This is a genomic window from Ureibacillus acetophenoni, assembly GCF_900220965.1.
Classification (GTDB): domain Bacteria; phylum Bacillota; class Bacilli; order Bacillales_A; family Planococcaceae; genus Ureibacillus; species Ureibacillus acetophenoni.
Map to the genome: position 1 here is coordinate 60,940 of NZ_OBQC01000014.1, position 18,703 is coordinate 79,642.

An 18,703-nucleotide genomic window follows, 5' to 3' on the forward strand; every position below is an offset into this window, starting at 1 on the left:
TCAAGATAGACTGATACGACCAAGTAAAATTAAGGAGTTAATGCATAATGAGAAAGGCAGTTCCTTTAATGATTCAAGGTACTCATTCAGATGCTGGAAAGAGTTCTATTGTTACAGCTTTATGCCGTATATTCGTTCAAGATGGTTTTAAAACAGCTCCTTTTAAATCTCAAAATATGTCGTTAAACTCATATATCACGATTTATGGGGAAGAAATCGGACGTGCACAAGGAGTTCAAGCCGAGGCGGCAGGTATTATTGCGACAACAGACATGAACCCCATTCTAATTAAGCCAACTGGAAACTACCAATCACAGATCGTTGTACATGGTAAGCCTTATAGAAATATGGAGGCAGGAGATTATCGACAAGATTTCTTTCAGCAAGGCTTAAAAATAATTACAGACTCCTATGACAGATTGGCCGCTAGTTATGAACGTATTGTCATTGAAGGTGCAGGGAGTCCTGCGGAGATTAACTTAAATGACCGAGAACTTGTAAATATGAGGGTCGCAAACATTGCAAATGCACCAGTTATTTTAGTCGGAGATATAGAAAAGGGTGGAGTTTTCGCCAGTTTAGTTGGAACATTACAGCTTCTAGAACCTGAAGATCGAAAAAGAGTGATTGGTGTAATCATAAATAAATTTAGAGGAGATGTTTCACTATTAGAGCCAGGGTTAAATTGGTTTGAAGAATATACTGGCATTCCGATTTTAGGTGTTGTTCCATATATCGATAATTTAACCATTGAGGCAGAGGATTCAGTTGTATTAAACCAATACTCTACTAAACTAGATTTTTCAAAGGATCTTGATATTGCTGTAATACGCCATCCATTAATATCTAATTTTACAGATATAGATCCATTTTTTGAGGAAAGTGATTGTCACGTTCGTTTTGTTAATAGCGTAAATGATTTAGGTGAACCTGATTTACTCATCTTACCTGGTAGTAAAAATACGATTGAAGATATGATGTTTCTTCACAAATCTGGGCTTGCAAACAGAATAATGGATTTGGTTGAGAAAGACACCGTAATTGTCGGAATATGTGGTGGATACCAAATGTTAGGGAATAGTATTGAGGATGATTACCAGATTGAATCATTACATACGAAGGTTGATGGATTAGGGCTCATTCCATTGAAGACGAAGATGACTCAAACTAAAACAACTGTTCATTCAAAAGGAATAGCAAGATTCGGGGAAGAGAATATCCCAGTTTCGGGGTACGAGATTCATATGGGCGAATCTTACTTTGAAAAGGAGTGTAGCCATTTTATTCAGCTTCCCAATCGAAATGAAGGGGTAATAACGAGAGATAAGCATATTTTTGGAACTTACTTACACGGAATTTTTCATAATGACTTATTTCGAGAGACGTTACTTAATGAGTTAAGGATAAAAAAAGGTTTGGAGCCGATACGAAATCGAGCCTCTTTTGCTCAAAAGAGGGAAGCAAGCTTTGATTTATTAGCCCAGGTAGTTCGAGAAAATATTCAAATAGACCGAATTCATAAACTGATGACCAATTTCTTTGCAAGTAGAGAGAAATCATAAAGAAACGAAGGAAAAGGATAAAAAATAATGTTGTTTAGTTTGGGTTTATTATATGATCCAGCCGTCATATTTTGTACGATCTTAGTTGCTGCAATTCTATTAGATTTGTGGATAGGTGAACCTAAGTGGATCCCACATCCAGTCGTCCAAATGGGCAAGCTTATCTCATTTTTAGAAAAGAAATGGAATAAAGGAAAGCATAGAAAAGGAAAGGGAGTTGGTCTTACCGTAACAGTTTTGTTAACGGTATTTCTCTTAACTATATCTATTCTATATATTGTGTATCAAATTCACCCAGTTGTTTGTGCAATCCTTCAAATCTATTTAATTTCATCGACTATTGCAGTAAAAGGTCTATCGTCTGCTGCTAAAGATGTTTTATCTCCATTAATGGATGGTAATTTGATCGAAGCTAGACGAATGCTTAGTATGATTGTAGGACGTGATACGGAAAACTTGTCAGAAAGTGAAATCGTTAGAGGAACTGTAGAAACAGTTGCTGAGAATACAGTCGATGGCATAACAGCACCATTATTTTGGGCAATGATAGGTGGGGCACCGCTCGCGATGGTGTACCGAGCCATTAATACGCTAGATTCCATGGTTGGGTATAAAAATGATAGATATATTGAATTTGGGTGGGCTTCTGCGAAACTTGATGATATCGTAAATTGGGTTCCTGCAAGAATTACAGCAATTTCGATTTGGCTTTCATCCTTTGTCATTAAAGGCTCAAAGAAGAGAAATGGATGGAAAGTAACATGGAGGGATGCGCGGAAACACCCTAGTCCAAACAGCGGATGGTCAGAGTCTATGATCGCTGGCTTATTGGGAATTCGGTTAGGTGGAGTTAATTATTATCGAGGAATTAAGTCAAAAAGGGCTTACCTTGGAGACCCCTTAAGAGAATTAGTACGCTTTGATATAAAAAAGACAATTATATATATGCATGGAGGTTGGATTGTATTTTTAGTAATAGGTTTATGCATCCTCCTTTTGAATAGGTAGCTTATATGAGGTGAAATGATGAAGTGGCCAAATCATGGTGGACAGCCAGAAAAGATAAAACAACTTTTAAATATTAATATGGAGAGAAAATTACTTGATTTTAGTGCAAATTTAAACCCTTTAGGCCCTCCTTCTTGGTTAAAGGCTACATTAGACGACAATTATGAGAAGATTACTCGTTATCCAGACCCTTCATATTCGAATAGCATCCTAACAATAGCCAATCACGAAGGGGTAGAGCAAGATAATGTTCTACTAACAAATGGAGGAGCCGAAGCGATATTTTTGGTTGCAAAATACTTTGAAAATAAGAAAACGATGATAGTTCATCCTACCTTCTCGGAATATGAACGAGCGTGCAAACACTACCATATAGATGTGGAAGATATTTTTTATGAACAAGAAAATGATTTTAATTTACAAATAACATTAATTAGCGAAAAACTTAAGGAAAAGGATGTTCTCTTTCTTTGTCGCCCGAATAACCCAACTGGAACGGTGGTTGCTGAAGAAGATCTGCAATTACTTTTAGAAGAAGGAAAAAAAACGGAGACATTTATAGTGGTGGATGAAGCTTTTGTCGATTTTCTACTACCGCCTACTACGAATCTTTCAACTTGGTTAGCTTCTTATCCTAATTTAATATTATTGCGTTCCTTAACAAAATTATATACGATCCCTGGCCTAAGAATCGGATATATACTGGCTCGACCTAGCATTATTAATGTATTAAAAAACGAACAAATTCCATGGAGCGTTAACTCATTAGTAGATGCTGTTGTTCCAAAACTACTAGAAGATAGAGCTTTTATTGAAGATACAAGAGCTTGGCTTTATGAACAATCCAAGTCTGTGTATGAAATGTTAGCTGAATTGGATTTTTATACTACCCCTTCACAAGTCAACTTTTACCTTTTAAGAGATAAGAAGCATCCGAATCGAACAGAAGAGCTTTTTTATTTTTTATTAGAGCACGGAATTTTAACACGACATACTCATAATTTTAAAGGCTTAAAGGGTGAATTTTTACGGATTGCTATTAGGTCAAAAGAAGAAAACGAGCAGTTATTAGATGTTCTTCGGAAATGGAGAAATGGATTATGATTCTATTTATTTCTGGTGGTGCGAGATCAGGTAAGAGTTATTTCGCTGAACAAACTGCTCTTTCCTTACACAACAAAGTGAAGGGAAGAGAAAGAAGCTTACTTTATTACATAGCTACTGCTAAAAAAAGTGACGATGAAATGGTGGAACGAATTCGAATTCACCAGCAAGATAGAGGAGATGTATGGAAAACAGTTGAAGAGCCTTTTGACATTGAACGTATTCTTGCAAACTGCAATAAAGAGGATGTTATTTTACTAGACTGTTTAACAATTTGGTTAAGTAATGTCATGTTTGAACTAAATTATAGTTTGGAAAAATTAGAAAAAGTTATTTTTAACTTGTTAAGTCTTGCACGTGAAAAACAATTTCATCTTATGATTGTTTCAAATGATGTAAATGTAGGGATTCCAACTTCTTATGATTCTGTATTTACATATATGTACTCTTTACAGCGAATACATCAAAGGATTATTGAGCAATCGGATATTGTTGTTGAGGTTCAGGCAGGAATTCCTACCTATTGGAAGGGAGCTAAATGGTTGTGAAGCAATTAGTTTTTGGTTTTTTACTTGCTGTTCAATTCCTAACTCGAATTCCGATTCCCTTTCAATGTCCTTGGAACAAAACTACTAGTAGATGGGCAATAAGAAGTTATCCGCTTGTCGGCGCAGTTCTTGGCTTCATCCTCACTATTACTACCATGTTACTTGAATCATTCCTTCCTTTACCTATCATGACATTACTTATGATTTCCTTATGGGTGTTGATTACTGGAGGTCTCCACTTAGACGGATGGATGGATGTAGCAGATGCGGTAGGCTCAAACGCTCCCCTAGAAAGAAAATGGGAGATTATGAAAGACTCCCATGTAGGAAGCTTTGGGGTTATTGCTTTATTGTTTTTATTATCTTGGAAAACATTATTGATTTATGAGTTATTAAAATTAGAACTTCCAATATATTTCTTTATCCTTATTTTGTGTTTCTCACGTTTTGGTACGGTTGTTTTAATGGTTTTCCTACCGACTGCAAAACAACAAGGTTTGGCATGGGAATGGAAGAAAAATATAAATCGTTATGATTGTTTATTATCAATACTCCCACTACTTGTACTATTATTTTTCTTTAATGAATTTTTATATTTACTTCCAGTATACCTATTATTTATTGGATTGTTTGGGGCTTGGGTAATTCATACATTTAAAGGTACAAATGGAGACTTATTAGGTGCAGCGATTGAAGGAGGCGAATTATGGGGACTAGCCATTACATGGATTTATTTCTCGTTCGTCATGGTGTAACAGATTGGAATAAGGAGAAAAGGTATTTAGGGCATACTGACCGAGGAGTTTTAATGAGCGAACTAACTCAGCTAAAAAAACTGCAAAAGGAGTTGGCGGAGTTAAGTTTTGACCACGTCTTTACGAGTGATTTACGTCGCTGCCTTGAAACTTTAGCCTATTTAAACGTTCCAGCACAGGTTTCAGTTGATACAAGAATAAGAGAAATTAATTTTGGAGACTGGGAAGGAAAAACTTATAACGAACTTAAAGACAATCAAATTTATCGGGATTGGCTGAATAATTGGGAGAACCTTTCTATACCAAATGGAGAGTCAGCTGATACATTCAAAGCTAGAATTGATACCTTTATTCAAGATTTACTTCAACATCCATTTGAATCGACTCCAAATGAGAAAAAGTTATTTTTGATCATGACCCATGGTGGAGTTATCCGCTATATTGTTTCAAAATTTGTACCCTCTATAGCATTTTGGGAACTTTCCGTTCCACACGGACATGGGATTCATTTAACATTAGTAAAGCATAAGGGGGAATGGGCATGCAACTCGTTATCGGTGGTGCCTTTTCAGGAAAAAGAAAAATAGTAAGGGAAAGAAGCGAAACTTGTAGCTGGGTATCTGCCTATAATGGGAATATGGTAGAAGATTGGAGAACACAGTGGTTGGAAGGGACAACATTAGTGTTAGAGGGATGGGAACAATGGATTGCTCCTAGTCTAAAGAAGAGTGAGAACAATGACGACATTCGAAAAGAATTCAAAGCACTTTTTCAAACACTTATTGAGGAAGAGGAAAAAAGAAATAACAAAATTGTCCTTATAATGTTAGATATTGGCAAGGGAATTGTACCTGTAGAAAAGGATGAAAGAAGAATTAGAGATATTGCTGGATGGATTGGACAGGATGCAGCTCAACTTGCAGTACAAGTGGACTATGTCTGGAATGGCTTATCAAGGAGATTAAAATAAATTTACTGTATTCAAACTAATAGAAAAGAGGTTTGTATATGAAATTAATATCTATATGCCCAAGTAATACAGAATTAGTAGCTTACTTAGGTTTGACTTCTTCGTTAATAGGTGTGGATGATTTCTCAGATTGGCCAGGGGATGTTCAAGCACTACCAAGGTTAGGTCCTGATTTGAATATTGATATGGACAAAGTCGAAAAGCTTAAGCCTGACTTAGTGTTAGCTTCTCTTTCTGTACCAGGAATGGAACGTAACATTGAAGAGCTGGAAAAGAGAAACATACCATATACGATCGTACCTAACCCTAAGACATTAAAAGAGGTTGGAGAAAGCCTATTATTTGTTGGTAAGGTGACGAATTCGGAAGAAAAAGCAAAACGGTTGTATGAGAAATACAACTTAATACTTGAAAACTATCATCAGTTCTCAAAGCAAATAGAAAATCCGAAAACTATTTACTGGGAATGGTGGGCGAAGCCTATTTTTACTCCAGGTGCCACTAATTGGTTAACAGAATTGAGTGAGCTATGTGGAGGTATCAACATATTTCGGGATAAAGAACAAGTGAGTGTTCAAACAGATTGGGAGGAAGTTAAAAAAAGAAATCCAGATGTGATGTGTATTGTTTGGGTTGGTGTTCAAAAGGAAAGGGTTAATCCAAAAGTTATTCTTAAACGTCCACAGTCGGAAACTATGAATGCAATTAAACACAACGAACTGTACATACTTGAAGAATCATTGTTTTGTAGACCATCACCAAGATTATTACTTGGGTTAAATAAATTAGCAAACATTCTTCACCCAACTATTTTTTCACCACTTTCAAAAAGTTATGTGTTTTTACCGGAAGAAGGATAAGCTTGTAAAGAATTTTCATTTACTACTAATCTATTACATTGTATGAAAAAAAGCGTCTATGTTCACACATAGAGCGCTTTATTTATGTGAGGTTTAACAATTGCATTATCTTATAGAACAATTGATCTATAATTATAATTTAAATTTAGCAACCATGACCTCTAGTTCTTCAGATAGTTTTTGTAATGAATCTGTGTTTTGTGATATCTGTTCGATAGATGCATTCGTTTGTTGGGCTGATGCTGTAGTATCTTCAATACCCGCTGCTGATTCTTGAGAGATTGCTGCAATATTTTCAATCGATATATTGATTTTCTTACTGTTTGTTGTTATTTCAGTTAAAGTGTTTGAGATATTTTGAATATTATTATTCATTTCTTTTACTGCTTGATTTATATTTCCAAAGGCTTCTTTTGTTGTTACTAGTTGTTTTGAACCTTCTTCTAACTGCACATATCCATTTGTTAGGTAGTTAGTAACACTACTTAATTCATTCTGGATGTTGTGAACAATGTCTGTAATTTCGATGATTGAATGTGAAACTTGTACCGAGAGTTTTCTGACCTCATCAGCTACAACTGCAAAGCCTTTTCCATGTTCACCTGCTCTTGCAGCTTCAATTGCCGCATTTAAAGCTAATAGGTTTGTTTGTTCAGATACCACTTGAACGATTTGAATGAGTTTTGCAATTTCATTCGAACTGCGGTCTAAACTTTCGACTTTTTGAATTGCGACCTTAACAATTTCATAAGTTTTATTCATTTCATCCATTGAATGATTCATCAATTCATTCCCATTTTCAGTAATTTGTAAAATTTCGTGGGAAGCTTCGTTAACTTGGGAACCATTTTTATTTGCATTGATAATTTGGGTTGTAAAATGGTTCATTTTTTCTGCAATTTCAGAGGATGATGTTGCTTGTTGTTCTGATCCTGCAGCCAACTCTTCCATAGTCGAAGCAACTTGATTACTACTAATATTAATCTCTTTACTAGACTGTTTCATAGATATGGCTTGATTGTTTATAGTTCGTGATAATTCAGAAATTCTTTGAATCATATCTCTTATATTCGACTGTGTTTCCATCACAGAGTTTGATAATAGACCAAATTCATCCTTTCTTTTCTTACCATGAAGTTTATTTGATAGATTTCCTTTCGATAATTCACCCATCATAGTAGTTAATTGTTTTATTGGGTTGGAGAAACTTCTGCTCAATGTAAAGGCAATAATAATAGCGACTATTAATGTGGTAATTCCTATTATTAATAAATAAAGAGCAATGTTCTTATTAATATTTTTTACTGTACTTACATCTTGTACGAGTTGAATCATCCCAATAACTTCTGTGTTCGTCGGGTCATTTAAAGGAATATAGGATTCTAACATATTTCCATTTTCATGTGTTGCTTCTTCACCATTGAGTACTTTATTTAAAATAGATTGCTCTTCAAATAGATTACCTATTATGTCTTTATCAGAAGCGACTAAAATTTTTCCTTCTTCATTCATTATATTCAATTGGACTCCAGCAAAAGAGTCCGTAACAGATTGAATAACTTCAGTATTTAGCCCTGTTTGTAATGTTCCTATGACTTTATTGTTTACTATTAAAGGAACAAAGGCACGAACAGTTAAACCACTATTGCCAAATTCAAAACCTGTTATACTTTCACCTTCTAGTGCTGCTTGAATAGCAGAAATGTCACTTTTATCGTCTCCATACTTTTCAGGATTATGGCCTCTTAATATGACCTTTCCATCAGTACTACCAAACTCAAATACATCTAGTTGATGCTCATCCTGTAATCTTTCAAAAATTGGAGCAACTGTACTTTCTAAATCTAACCGGTCTTCGCTTTGGACCGCATTTAATAATTCTGAATTTGCAGCATAGGAGCTAGTAAGATTGAGTAAATTATGAGAAAGGCTATCTAATTGAGTAATAATCGTATCCTTTGTAGAGGATTGATTGTTAAGAAGAACATTATTAAAACCATTATTCGTCATAGTGTATAGTACCGAACTTATTAATAGTAATGGAATACTAGAAATTAATAATAATGAAACAAATAACTTAGCTTTAATAGATTTTGAAATTTTCAAGTTGTCACCACCGCTGTTTTGATTAAAATACTAAATAATTCTATCATCTATAATTCATCTAGTCAGTGGGAATTGAATTATTAAAATAAGAAAATTTAGTTTATGTAAAAAATGTTCATAAATTTCTTTGTTGGAAAGTGAATGACAAGAAGTAAAAAAATCGCTCCCTTCAGATTATAGATTGAAGGGAGCGATTTTTAATTTATTGTAGGTTTACGATTGTTTCAAGAAATCAATTTCAATTTCATTTCTTCGTGGTTCACGTTTAAATAGATACTTACCATTACGAATTGATACAAGTACTTCTGCACGCTCACGAATAGCTTCATAGGCATCTTTTGCATCTAGTATGATAAAGTTCGCTGGTTTTCCAGCTTCAATACCATAGTGATCGTTTACTCGCATAATGTTTGCACCGTTAAATGTAATTAGATCAAGCGCCTTATTAATTTCATCGATGTGAGTATAGTGTGCTAAATGGATCCCGTTATCTAAGATGTTCATCATGTTTCCATTTCCTAATGGATACCAGTAATCTGCAATGGAGTCTTGAGCAAATGCGACATTGTTTCCGTTATTTAATAGCTCTTTCACTCGTGTTAATCCACGACGTTTTGGATATGTGTCGCCACGACCTTGTAAGTGGGCGTTTTCAGTTGGACAAGAAATAAAGTTAATTTTTGACTCTCTAAATAGACCTAACATTTTGTTAGCATAACTATTTTCTACAGAACCAAAGCTAGTTGTATGACTTGCTGTTGTATATTCGCCATAGTCTTTTTCCATGACAAGGGCATTTAATACTTCTAGGAATCGGCTATTTGGGTCGTCGTTTTCGTCACAGTGAATGTCAATCATGACGTTATATTTAATTGCCATATCAACAATTCTTCTTAATGATTCAACACCGTGTTCATATGAAATTTCGAAGTGTGGGATACCACCTGCAACATCCGCCCCCATTTTTAGTGCTTCTTCCATTAGTTGTTCTGCACCTTTATAGCGGAAAAATCCTTCTTGAGGAAAGGCAACCAATTGTAACGTAACAATATCTTTCAATTCTTCACGTAGTTTAACTAATGCTTTCATACCTGTTAAATTTGGATCTGTAATATCTACATGAGTTCGAATAAATTGAACACCTTTACTTACTTCTTTTTGAATTCCTTTAATCGCACGTTCACGAACTAATTCTTCCGTTAATGACTTTTTATTATCACTCCAACGTTGAATACCTTCGAATAATGTACCAGAAACGTTTGCATTTCCTTCACCTAGACCGGAGAAAATATAATCTAAATGTAAATGAGGATCAACATATGGTGGCAATACTAAACGGCCTTCTAAATCCATAACTTCATCAGCATCCCCTAGATTATTACCGATAGCTTTAAATTGATTATTTTCTACTAAAATTTCATGTGCTTCTGGATTTCCATAAATAGTTGCGTTAATAAATTTTTTCATAAATACCTTGCTCCTTATCATCAAGAAAATATTGTTTGAATTCAGTGTTGCCATTAATTAATGACAACATGAGTAATGAACAATCAAAATTTAATAGTGATTGTAGGCATTAATTGATATTTTCTATCAAATAATAATTATATCATTTTTCAACTAGAAGGTTAAAAGGAAGGCTCCAATGTGAGATAGGAGGTAAATTTTTATTTTGCAAAGAATAATAAATAAATCCCCCCGGACATATGTCAGGAGGGAGATAAAATTAGTGTATTCAATTCTAGAACAATAGTAGTTGTTGATTACTGTTAATCTGTAAATCGCTATTTTTAAATTGCACCATCTTACCAACTACAGGCATATGAATCCAAGCTTCTAGTACAGGTTTGTTAGATACTTCAATTAACGCTTGGGTATAGATTTGGAGTTGTGGTAAATGTGAATAGGCGCGGCTTGTCCAAAGCTCTTCACTACCCGGAAACGTCTTATGATCTATAATTACCCATCCTTCTGGTAACTCAATTAAACAATCGATGAAGCCTGAAGCCTTTTGTTTACCAATTTTCAAATGAATAGGAAATTCTTTATAGATACCTACCCTCGAAGGATAATTTGCCTCAATAAAATCATTTAATCGATTGGAAGCTTCTACTAGTGCTTCGGGTGTAAGTGCAAATACATTAAAGTTTTGTAGAATAGTTTGTGCTAGTTGATGACGCTTTTCTTCATTTAATACTGAATGATCAGCTGCTAAAAATGAGTGAACCAACGATCCGAGAATGTCCATTTCAGGACTACCCGTAATAGGCAAGCGTGTTCCAATAGATTCAATCTTTACATTTATTTCTTCCTTTAAAATATTTTCTTCTAAATGCTCGGCAAATGTTGTCATACTTGGTCTAAATGTCGCTGGCAGGAAATTTGTTTTTTCTATACTTTCTCCGATATAAATTGTTTGTTCCAAATTATCATTAGTTACTTGAATTTCGTCAGGTACGGATAAACTACGATGTTTCATTGAAAATACTCTTCCATTTACAATAATCTCGCCTAAATCATCCTCTGTTTTATAAATGGAGGAGATGATTTGTTGACCATCTCTATTTGTGAGTTCATTTAACCATGTTGCTTTTGAGAAATCACGTGTTGCAAGAACTAAATAGTCGCGAGCACGAGTCATACCAACGTAGAGTAAACGTTGACTTTCCTCAAGGAGCTGCTTATTGCGCAAATTTAGCTGGAAAGTTTGTTGTACAAGGGAATCAAACCCAACATCCTTTGACTGTCCACCATATGGCCATGGCCAGAAGAATAACTTGCGTCCTTGTAAAGGCTTTTCTACATTAAAGGATTCCGTACTTACCGCTAAAACCCGATCAAATACCGAAGGCTTACTACTACTAATTGCTGATTTATTGAGCGAGTAAAGAATGACAAATGGCCATTCTAATCCTTTTGCGCGGTGATATGTTAATATTTTCACGGCATTTTCATTGTTTGACTCTGCAACTCTGTTTCGTTCCTTGTCATTTTCAATTTCTTTTAAATAAAACAATAATCCACTAGCTGTTGCAGCATATCCATTTGATTCTGCACCGTGTTCGTATTGCTGTACTAAGGCACGTAAATTATCAATATTTGCAAGACGTTGATTCCCATTACCCCATCGTAACAATTGTTCATCCACCTTTGCTGTGACAATGGCGAGATCCAATATTTCTGATGGACTCATTTCAAAAATTTTAGTTCGTACTTTATCTAATTGAGTAATGATTGGATTGTCTTTTACAATTTCTTTCGGATTTTCAACGTTTAGCCAAGCTTCTAACCATTCTCCATTTTGCCACTCTTCTGAAGAGAAATGGAGAATTTGCGCGAGGGCTAAAGTATCTCTTTCATCGATGAGATAACGGAGCGTTGCTAGGGCGTAAATAACTTCTACTGTTGCCATTAAGCCACTTCCACCAATTGTTGCAGAAATACCTAATTTTGAAAGGGCATTAGCAATGACAGTACATTCGTCGTTTGAGCGACAGAGTATAGCAATGTCGTTAGGTTTTAAAGTTCGCTGTTCCCTTGTTTCTTTGTCGACAACTATATAGGATTCCTTTTGTTGAATGATTTGACAAACTCCATGGGCTAACGAAGCTGCATCATCTTTTACGTTTTTGGATTCACTAAATGTCCAAGATTCCAATGCTAATTGTTGTTCCTTAAGATCTTCCCTTTTTGGATTTAAAGCGACTAGCTCTTTTGTTAACCCTGTTACTTCAAATACAGGAACAAATAATTCATTTACAAATTCGACAAGCGACTGACGAGAACGATAGGAATCACCTAAAATGTCTTGTTCAATTCCTTGGATGCAATTCATTGCTATTTTCATTAAATCTGGGTCTGTACCACGAAAACCGTAAATAGCTTGTTTCACATCGCCCACCCATGTAGCACTTTTAGCTATTTCACGTAACTTCATGTTTAGTGCGATTTGTAATGGACTTGAATCCTGGAATTCATCAACAAAAACTGCTTCAATTCTTTCTTTCAGTGCGTGTATATAATCATCATCTTCAAGTAATCTTAAGGCTAAATATTCTTGATCTGTAAAATCGATTAGACCACGTAAATTCTTTTCTTGTTCATAAAGTTCCATCGCTTCTGCAGCACAGTAAAATACAGCTTCAATGACCTCTTTTAAGTCGGAATGTAATTGTGGGTGAGAAGGATGAATACTTGCAGCGTTATGAAGTGGCGCAACTTCATTTAAACTAGCCTTAGCGGGTTTGAGTTTAGAAGCCTTTGCCCATTGATCCCAAGATAAATAACCATTCCGTTCAATTTGTGATAGCATCGTTAAAATTTCATCGACAACTTTTTGTGTTGTTTTTGTTTTATCGTTACCTGGTAAAGTTTTACTTGCATTTTTAAGTGCGACAATAAGATTTTTTGTTTGTTCTTCACTATTACAAGTTGGTTCTGGTAGCCACTCCTGCATTGCATCCCAAGAGTATTTTGCACATGCTTTTACATCGTTAGTGGATAATCCGTTTTCACGAGCAAGCTTTAATACGTCCAAAACATATTTGTTCCAAGAATTATCTTTATCAATTAGTTGCAAACGTTGCAATGACTCGTAATTTTGAAGCTCGTATTTTTGAATAGCTTGATATGCAATAGAATTAAAGAGTGACATGGACTCGTTTTCTTCTAATAGGTTTTGAATAGGAGAAAGTCCGATATCTAATGCGAACTCTTTTATGATCCGACCAAAGACGCTATTCATCGTACCGACATAACCGTCTAAAATACGTGAAGCTTCTTCCGTTTTACCACTTTTAAGTAATTCCAATCGTATGCGTTCGATTAATTCCTCAGCGGCTTTTTTCGTAAAAGTCGTAGCGACAATTTTTTCAGGTGCAATATCATTTTGAATAACATCGATGATTTCTTTTGATAGGCGAGTTGTTTTACCAGCTCCTGCACCAGCACTAATAATTTTTAAATTACCTGACATTCATGCTTACCTCCCAACACCACATAAATTTTGATATTCACAAAATCTACACACTGGTTTAAAGATTGATTCTTCGGCGCCCTCTTCCTCAATCCCAGTTGCAACGGCAACACCATTAATTAATGAATTAGTTACTTTAGTAATTTCAGTTCGAACTGTTTGTAAAGTTTCATTCATCGAAAAGCTTTCAACATGATATTGTGGCGGAATATCTTCATCTGCCACTGCAAAGAAATCGCCGGACTGTAACATGAAGTATGCAACTGGTATAAAATCCTCTTCAGACGTTGACAAAAGCCAGTGGTATAAAGCTAGCTGAATAGAACCTTCTTGCAATCTAGTTTTGTAGTTTGATGGACGTCTAGACCATTTAGCATCGAATAACATTGTTCTTCCACTTGTGGTTTTGCCAATTAAATCAAGTCTACCTTCAAAATTTATATTGTCCTTCCATTGTTTACTGTAGATTCCTTCTGTTTCAGTAATCGATACTCCAGTGTTTTCAAGAAATGTTGCAAATTGATGCATTGATTTTTGTAAATCACGACGCACTTTTCGAAGTAGCGATTGATTTTCAGGTAATAGCAACATAGCGGCCATTTTGGGAACTAAATTATCAAAGATTTCACCAGTAACCTGCTGAATATCTATATTATTAGTAAATTTGTTTTCTTTAATTAATCGTTCTAAAATAGCATGTCCAAGGTTCCCAAGCATAACAGATTCGTTTGGTAGGGAGAGGGCATTACTAGATCGGATGTTAGCACCGTATCTTAGAGTCCATTGCAGTGTACAACTTAGTACGCTTTCAAAACTTGTCGCAGATTCCTTGTCCCTTAACTTTACTTTTTGTTTTGGTATAGTCCATTGACGTATTGATCCAGGAATAGGTTGGGTTGTTATTGGGTGACGTTTAAATGTGATATCGATCATTTTTACATTCTCGTTTTTTCGAAGCTCTTCTGCATAAATCGTAAGCTGATGTTCCTCCGTATTTAATTTTGATAATGCGAAACGAATTTCATCTAATAGTGGATGTGCTTTTACATCTTCACCACGAACTTTAGAAGGCAAAAACAAGATTACTTTCTCTTTTGCAAATCGAAGTGCATTATGCCACGATAAATTCTCGCGACGACGAATTTGTTCAGGTGCCGATAAGAGAATATCGTGTAACTGTAAAAAATGACGTTCAGAATCAGACCATTTATGAAGGTTTGTAGATGAATGATCCGTAAAATCCCACCAAAGAACTGTATTGGCTTGTCCCCAAATGGCACCGGGATGCTGAACTGAAGTCCAAGATGCTGATTCAGCTATATAGCCATCGAGCTTTGAACCAGCTCCTAAAATAGAATCTAAAATATTTGCAAGTTGTAGCTGATTGATATTTTCAATATTTAATGTACGAAGTCCAAGAATTAATTCGTTTGTAATGGTGTAGATTTGGGCAAAAATTGAATTTGGTTCAAAATTATTTCGAGCAAACGCCCAGCTACCTATTTTTCGACAAATCTTTTCGATTATTTCACATGGGATTCCTTCTACAGGGTCGTAATACTCGTGATTAATCCACAAATCAATTTTTTCTTGTAAATCTGCTATTCGTTTCTTTACCTGTATTTGATTTAGACCTTCTGCAATCCATAGTTCTTCAATTTCTGTAACAGCATTATCTATTGCATCGTTCCATTTCTCACCACCAATTCCAGGCTCTTGGGCTAATGAATTTGCTAACTTAGTACAAAGTCTTCGTGGAATAGGAGATATAGGTAATGTTAATAATTCCATCATTCGGTCTACTCGAGCTGGCTTCCAATAAGTTTCAATCGTAAGTGGTAATACCTGAAGTGCAGAGCGCCATTTCGAATAGTTTTGTATTTCTGTTGTAGGTAGGCCACGTCTGTGGAATAGTTCAGTTAATAAAAGGTTGTTTGAATTGTTGATGAGCACTGTATTGTCGTCACCATGTTGTTGTAGCCAGCTTATTAAAAAATCTGCTGCATCCCATTCTTGCTCTGATCGAAGAATGATGAATGAGCCGTCATTTGTTAATTCTAAATTACTTACATCTATTTTTGAGTCATATAAAGCAGCTTTAATCTTTTGTAAATCTGTTACTGGTGGGGTAGGGAGATCTAGAGGCTGTAACGGCATTTTTTCAATCGTAACGCCATTTAACTTAAGTAGTTCTATCATTTCTATTACCCAGTTTTCCCAAAGTGATTCATCTTCGTCAATGATTGTAATTTTATTAATAGAAAGGGGTAAAAATTGTTGCTTTAGTAATTTAAATAAAGAACAAACTCGATCTGCAAATCCATGACTATGCTCAATATTTGCTATTTCTATTTCTGCAATCGCCTCAATCCATTTTCCACCACCACGTTGAATTTTTGGGTTCCAGCCTGCAAGCACGAGTTCATCGCGTCTGTTTTTTAGCTCCCGTGCAGTATTCCAAGAATCAGTTTTAAACGAATTAGAATAAGGCTTTTGACCATTATCAACTTTTGTAATAGTCGCTTGCCATTCTGCAATACGAATACTGTCAGCAATTTCAGGGAAACTAAGGCCAAATTGCATTTCGAGAATATTAACTAGTCCATGAAAGCCTGTAAATACTTTGCCAACACTTGCAGTCTCTCCATGCAACTCATCTGGATAAATTTTTGAATCTAGCCAATAACCCAAAATAATTTCCATTTTCATACCTCCACACTTGTTAGAACTAAAAATAAATCAAATTGTATTAATTGTTTCTAGAAAAATTATCTCATTTTATACAGATACCTCCAAATATTTTCATTTCATTTCAGTTTTAAAAAACTGATAGTATAGCTTAATTTGCACAAACTTAAAAAGGAGTATCTAATTTTGAAAAGTAATCGGAAAAAAGAGTAAAGGTTTGAGTAGATTGAATGTATTGAAAATATTTGTGATATGGTGGGTGGGAAAATCAACATTAAATTCAGTGAAATTATTTTAGAATATTGCCAATCGTTATATTTGAATAATGAATACGAATAACGAAACATGAATGATATTTTATTGATATAAGAATTATTGTGGTATATTTCTAGCTGTTATGCTTAAGTTGGTTTAAAAACCCAGTTATATAAGACTTAAGCAGCGCTTAATTAAAACAATATTCTAATAATTGTGATAAGTGTTTATTATCTTAAAATTATATATTGATGCAAATTGGAAATAAAAAAATATTTACACAAATAGTATTTTGGTGATACTATAAATCTATACATTTTTACGCTTAATCTATTTTTAGAACGGGGGACCCAATTTTTTTACGGTATTTTCCGTTATAGGTGAGTTCTGAAAAGAAGGGGCTTTTCGTTTCCGAAGTCCTAACCTGAAAGCTAACCTCGTAAGCGTTTAGAGGAAACAGTATGAGAGGATTATTTAGTAAATGGTACAAGCCATAAATTTGTGTTCATTAAATTAATAGATTTCATTCATCTACTTGTTTCCCTTACCTGCATTTAATCGTGCAAAAAAATTTTTTAGAAGGTGGGGTAATTTTTATGAAAAAATTTAAGTTAAGTTTGGCAACTCAAATTTTTATTGGTCTTATTTTAGGGATCGCTGTCGGCGGGATCTTCTATGGTAGTGAGCAGGCACAAAGTTTCTTACAACCATTCGGTGATCTTTTCTTACGATTAATTAAACTAATTGTAGTACCAATTGTACTCTCTAGTATTGTTGTAGCTATTGCTGGTGTTGGTGATTTAAAAGCAGTAGGTAAACTAGGTGGTAAATCATTAACATACTTTATTGGTATGACAGGTATTGCGATTATTATTGGTTTAGTTTCAGCTAATCTTTTCCATCCTGGAACTGGCTTAAACATGAATGAATTAGATAAAACTGATATTTCTGGTTATGTTGACACTAATGAGCAACAAGAAGGAAAATCTATTGTAGATACACTTTTACACATCGTACCTACGAATCCATTCCAAGCAATGGTAGAGGGCGATATGTTAGCAATTATATTCTTTGCGGTTGTAATCGGATTAGGTATTGCAGCGATTGGTGAAAAAGGAAAAGTTGCACTATCCTTCTTCGAAGGTTTAGCAGGCGCTATGTTCTGGATAACGAACTTATTTATGAAATACGCTCCGATTGGTGTATTTGCATTAATTGGTGTTACTATTTCTAAATATGGATTTGCTTCATTAATTCCATTAGGAAAATTAGCATTAACTGTATATGGAACGATGATTTTCTTTGTTATCGTAGTTTTAGGGATTATGGCAAAAATTATTGGATACAGCATCTTTAAATTAATTAAAGTAATTAAAGAAGAACTAATTCTGGCGTTCTCAACATCAAGTTCTGAAACAGTTCTACCAAGAATTATGGACAAGATGCAACAAGTTGGGGCACCAAAACATATTTCAACGTTCGTTATTCCAACAGGTTATTCATTTAACCTAGATGGATCTGTATTATACCAAGCAATTGCTGCAATGTTCGTTGCTCAGATGTACGGAATTCACTTAAGCATCGGCCAACAAATTATGTTAATGTTAGTTTTAATGGTAACTTCAAAAGGTATGGCAGGTGTACCTGGAGTATCCTTCGTTGTATTATTAGCAACATTCGGTACGATGGGATTACCAGCAGAAGGCTTAATGTTCATAGTTGGTATTGACCGTATCCTAGATATGGGACGTACGGCAGTTAACGTAGTGGGTAACTCTTTAGCAGCTCTTGTAGTAGCTAAATGGGAAGGCGAATTCCATCCCCAAGAAGTGGATAACACACAAAAAGCTTAATATTAATTTAACTATAAAT

General features: G+C 34.9%; 13 protein-coding genes and 1 riboswitch. Of the genes, 9 read left to right on the plus strand and 4 right to left on the minus strand.

Going from position 1 to position 18,703, the window contains the following annotated elements; genetic code table 11:
- Positions 1–47: 47 nt before the first annotated feature.
- The 8 genes from CRO45_RS16055 to CRO45_RS16090 are packed head-to-tail and all read left to right on the plus strand — an operon-like array spanning position 48 to position 6,807.
- Positions 48–1,562 (plus strand): cobyric acid synthase, encoded by a 1,515-nt coding sequence (locus CRO45_RS16055; RefSeq protein WP_097150636.1) that lies wholly within the window; start codon positions 48–50, stop codon positions 1,560–1,562.
- A gap of 27 nt (positions 1,563–1,589) precedes the next feature.
- Entirely contained in the window at positions 1,590–2,570 is a 981-nt protein-coding gene (gene cbiB, locus CRO45_RS16060) for an adenosylcobinamide-phosphate synthase CbiB (protein WP_097150637.1), read from the plus strand.
- A gap of 15 nt (positions 2,571–2,585) precedes the next feature.
- Positions 2,586–3,674, plus strand: a complete 1,089-nt coding sequence (cobD, locus tag CRO45_RS16065; RefSeq protein WP_235864621.1) for a threonine-phosphate decarboxylase CobD — start codon at positions 2,586–2,588, stop codon at positions 3,672–3,674.
- Positions 3,671–4,222: a bifunctional adenosylcobinamide kinase/adenosylcobinamide-phosphate guanylyltransferase gene (locus CRO45_RS16070; RefSeq protein ID WP_170949522.1), complete on the plus strand. Its 552-nt coding sequence runs from the start codon at positions 3,671–3,673 to the stop codon at positions 4,220–4,222. The genes cobD and CRO45_RS16070 overlap by 4 nt, the downstream gene beginning before the upstream one ends.
- Complete coding sequence (gene cobS, locus CRO45_RS16075) at positions 4,219–4,977, plus strand: adenosylcobinamide-GDP ribazoletransferase (RefSeq protein WP_097150677.1); 759 nt, start codon at positions 4,219–4,221, stop codon at positions 4,975–4,977. Before CRO45_RS16070 ends, cobS begins: the two co-directional genes overlap by 4 nt.
- Entirely contained in the window at positions 4,947–5,564 is a 618-nt protein-coding gene (locus tag CRO45_RS16080) for a histidine phosphatase family protein (protein ID WP_170949523.1), read from the plus strand. Before cobS ends, CRO45_RS16080 begins: the two co-directional genes overlap by 31 nt.
- Positions 5,519–5,947 (plus strand): bifunctional adenosylcobinamide kinase/adenosylcobinamide-phosphate guanylyltransferase, encoded by a 429-nt coding sequence (locus tag CRO45_RS16085; RefSeq protein ID WP_097150641.1) that lies wholly within the window; start codon positions 5,519–5,521, stop codon positions 5,945–5,947. Before CRO45_RS16080 ends, CRO45_RS16085 begins: the two co-directional genes overlap by 46 nt.
- A 38-nt stretch (positions 5,948–5,985) precedes the next feature.
- A complete protein-coding gene (locus CRO45_RS16090) occupies positions 5,986–6,807 on the plus strand; it encodes a cobalamin-binding protein (protein WP_097150642.1) in 822 nt (273 codons plus the stop codon).
- A 132-nt stretch (positions 6,808–6,939) separates the two neighbouring features.
- On the opposite strand, the gene CRO45_RS16095 is transcribed toward CRO45_RS16090, so the two are convergent.
- The 4 genes from CRO45_RS16095 to CRO45_RS16110 form a co-directional block, all read right to left on the minus strand.
- Positions 6,940–8,913 carry a methyl-accepting chemotaxis protein gene (locus CRO45_RS16095; protein WP_097150643.1) on the minus strand — a complete coding sequence of 658 codons (1,974 nt, stop codon included), beginning with the start codon at positions 8,911–8,913 and terminating at the stop codon, positions 6,940–6,942.
- 213 nt (positions 8,914–9,126) lie between these two features.
- Complete coding sequence (locus CRO45_RS16100) at positions 9,127–10,380, minus strand: amidohydrolase family protein (protein WP_097150644.1); 1,254 nt, start codon at positions 10,378–10,380, stop codon at positions 9,127–9,129.
- A 274-nt stretch (positions 10,381–10,654) separates the two neighbouring features.
- A complete protein-coding gene (locus tag CRO45_RS16105; protein ID WP_097150645.1) occupies positions 10,655–13,888 on the minus strand; it encodes a UvrD-helicase domain-containing protein in 3,234 nt (1,077 codons plus the stop codon).
- A 6-nt stretch (positions 13,889–13,894) separates the two neighbouring features.
- Positions 13,895–16,591, minus strand: a complete 2,697-nt coding sequence (locus CRO45_RS16110) for a PD-(D/E)XK nuclease family protein (protein ID WP_170949524.1) — start codon at positions 16,589–16,591, stop codon at positions 13,895–13,897.
- Between the two features lie 552 nt (positions 16,592–17,143).
- Positions 17,144–17,292, plus strand: a riboswitch (cyclic di-AMP (ydaO/yuaA leader).
- A 135-nt stretch (positions 17,293–17,427) separates the two neighbouring features.
- Here CRO45_RS16110 and CRO45_RS16115 point away from each other — a divergent pair.
- The gene (locus CRO45_RS16115) at positions 17,428–18,684 is read left to right on the plus strand and encodes a cation:dicarboxylate symporter family transporter (protein ID WP_097150647.1); all 1,257 of its coding nucleotides are present in this window, start codon (positions 17,428–17,430) and stop codon (positions 18,682–18,684) included.
- Positions 18,685–18,703 lie beyond the last annotated feature (19 nt).

Coding starts and splice junctions, on each gene's coding strand:
- CRO45_RS16055 (WP_097150636.1), top strand. CDS start 48: ATGAGAAAGGCAGTTCCTTTAATGATTCAAGGTACTCATTCAGATGCT.
- cbiB (WP_097150637.1), top strand. CDS start 1,590: ATGTTGTTTAGTTTGGGTTTATTATATGATCCAGCCGTCATATTTTGT.
- cobD (WP_235864621.1), top strand. CDS start 2,586: ATGATGAAGTGGCCAAATCATGGTGGACAGCCAGAAAAGATAAAACAA.
- CRO45_RS16070 (WP_170949522.1), top strand. CDS start 3,671: ATGATTCTATTTATTTCTGGTGGTGCGAGATCAGGTAAGAGTTATTTC.
- CRO45_RS16080 (WP_170949523.1), top strand. CDS start 4,947: ATGGATTTATTTCTCGTTCGTCATGGTGTAACAGATTGGAATAAGGAG.
- CRO45_RS16085 (WP_097150641.1), top strand. CDS start 5,519: ATGCAACTCGTTATCGGTGGTGCCTTTTCAGGAAAAAGAAAAATAGTA.
- CRO45_RS16090 (WP_097150642.1), top strand. CDS start 5,986: ATGAAATTAATATCTATATGCCCAAGTAATACAGAATTAGTAGCTTAC.
- CRO45_RS16100 (WP_097150644.1), bottom strand. CDS start 10,380: ATGAAAAAATTTATTAACGCAACTATTTATGGAAATCCAGAAGCACAT.
- CRO45_RS16105 (WP_097150645.1), bottom strand. CDS start 13,888: ATGTCAGGTAATTTAAAAATTATTAGTGCTGGTGCAGGAGCTGGTAAA.
- CRO45_RS16110 (WP_170949524.1), bottom strand. CDS start 16,591: ATGGAAATTATTTTGGGTTATTGGCTAGATTCAAAAATTTATCCAGAT.
- CRO45_RS16115 (WP_097150647.1), top strand. CDS start 17,428: ATGAAAAAATTTAAGTTAAGTTTGGCAACTCAAATTTTTATTGGTCTT.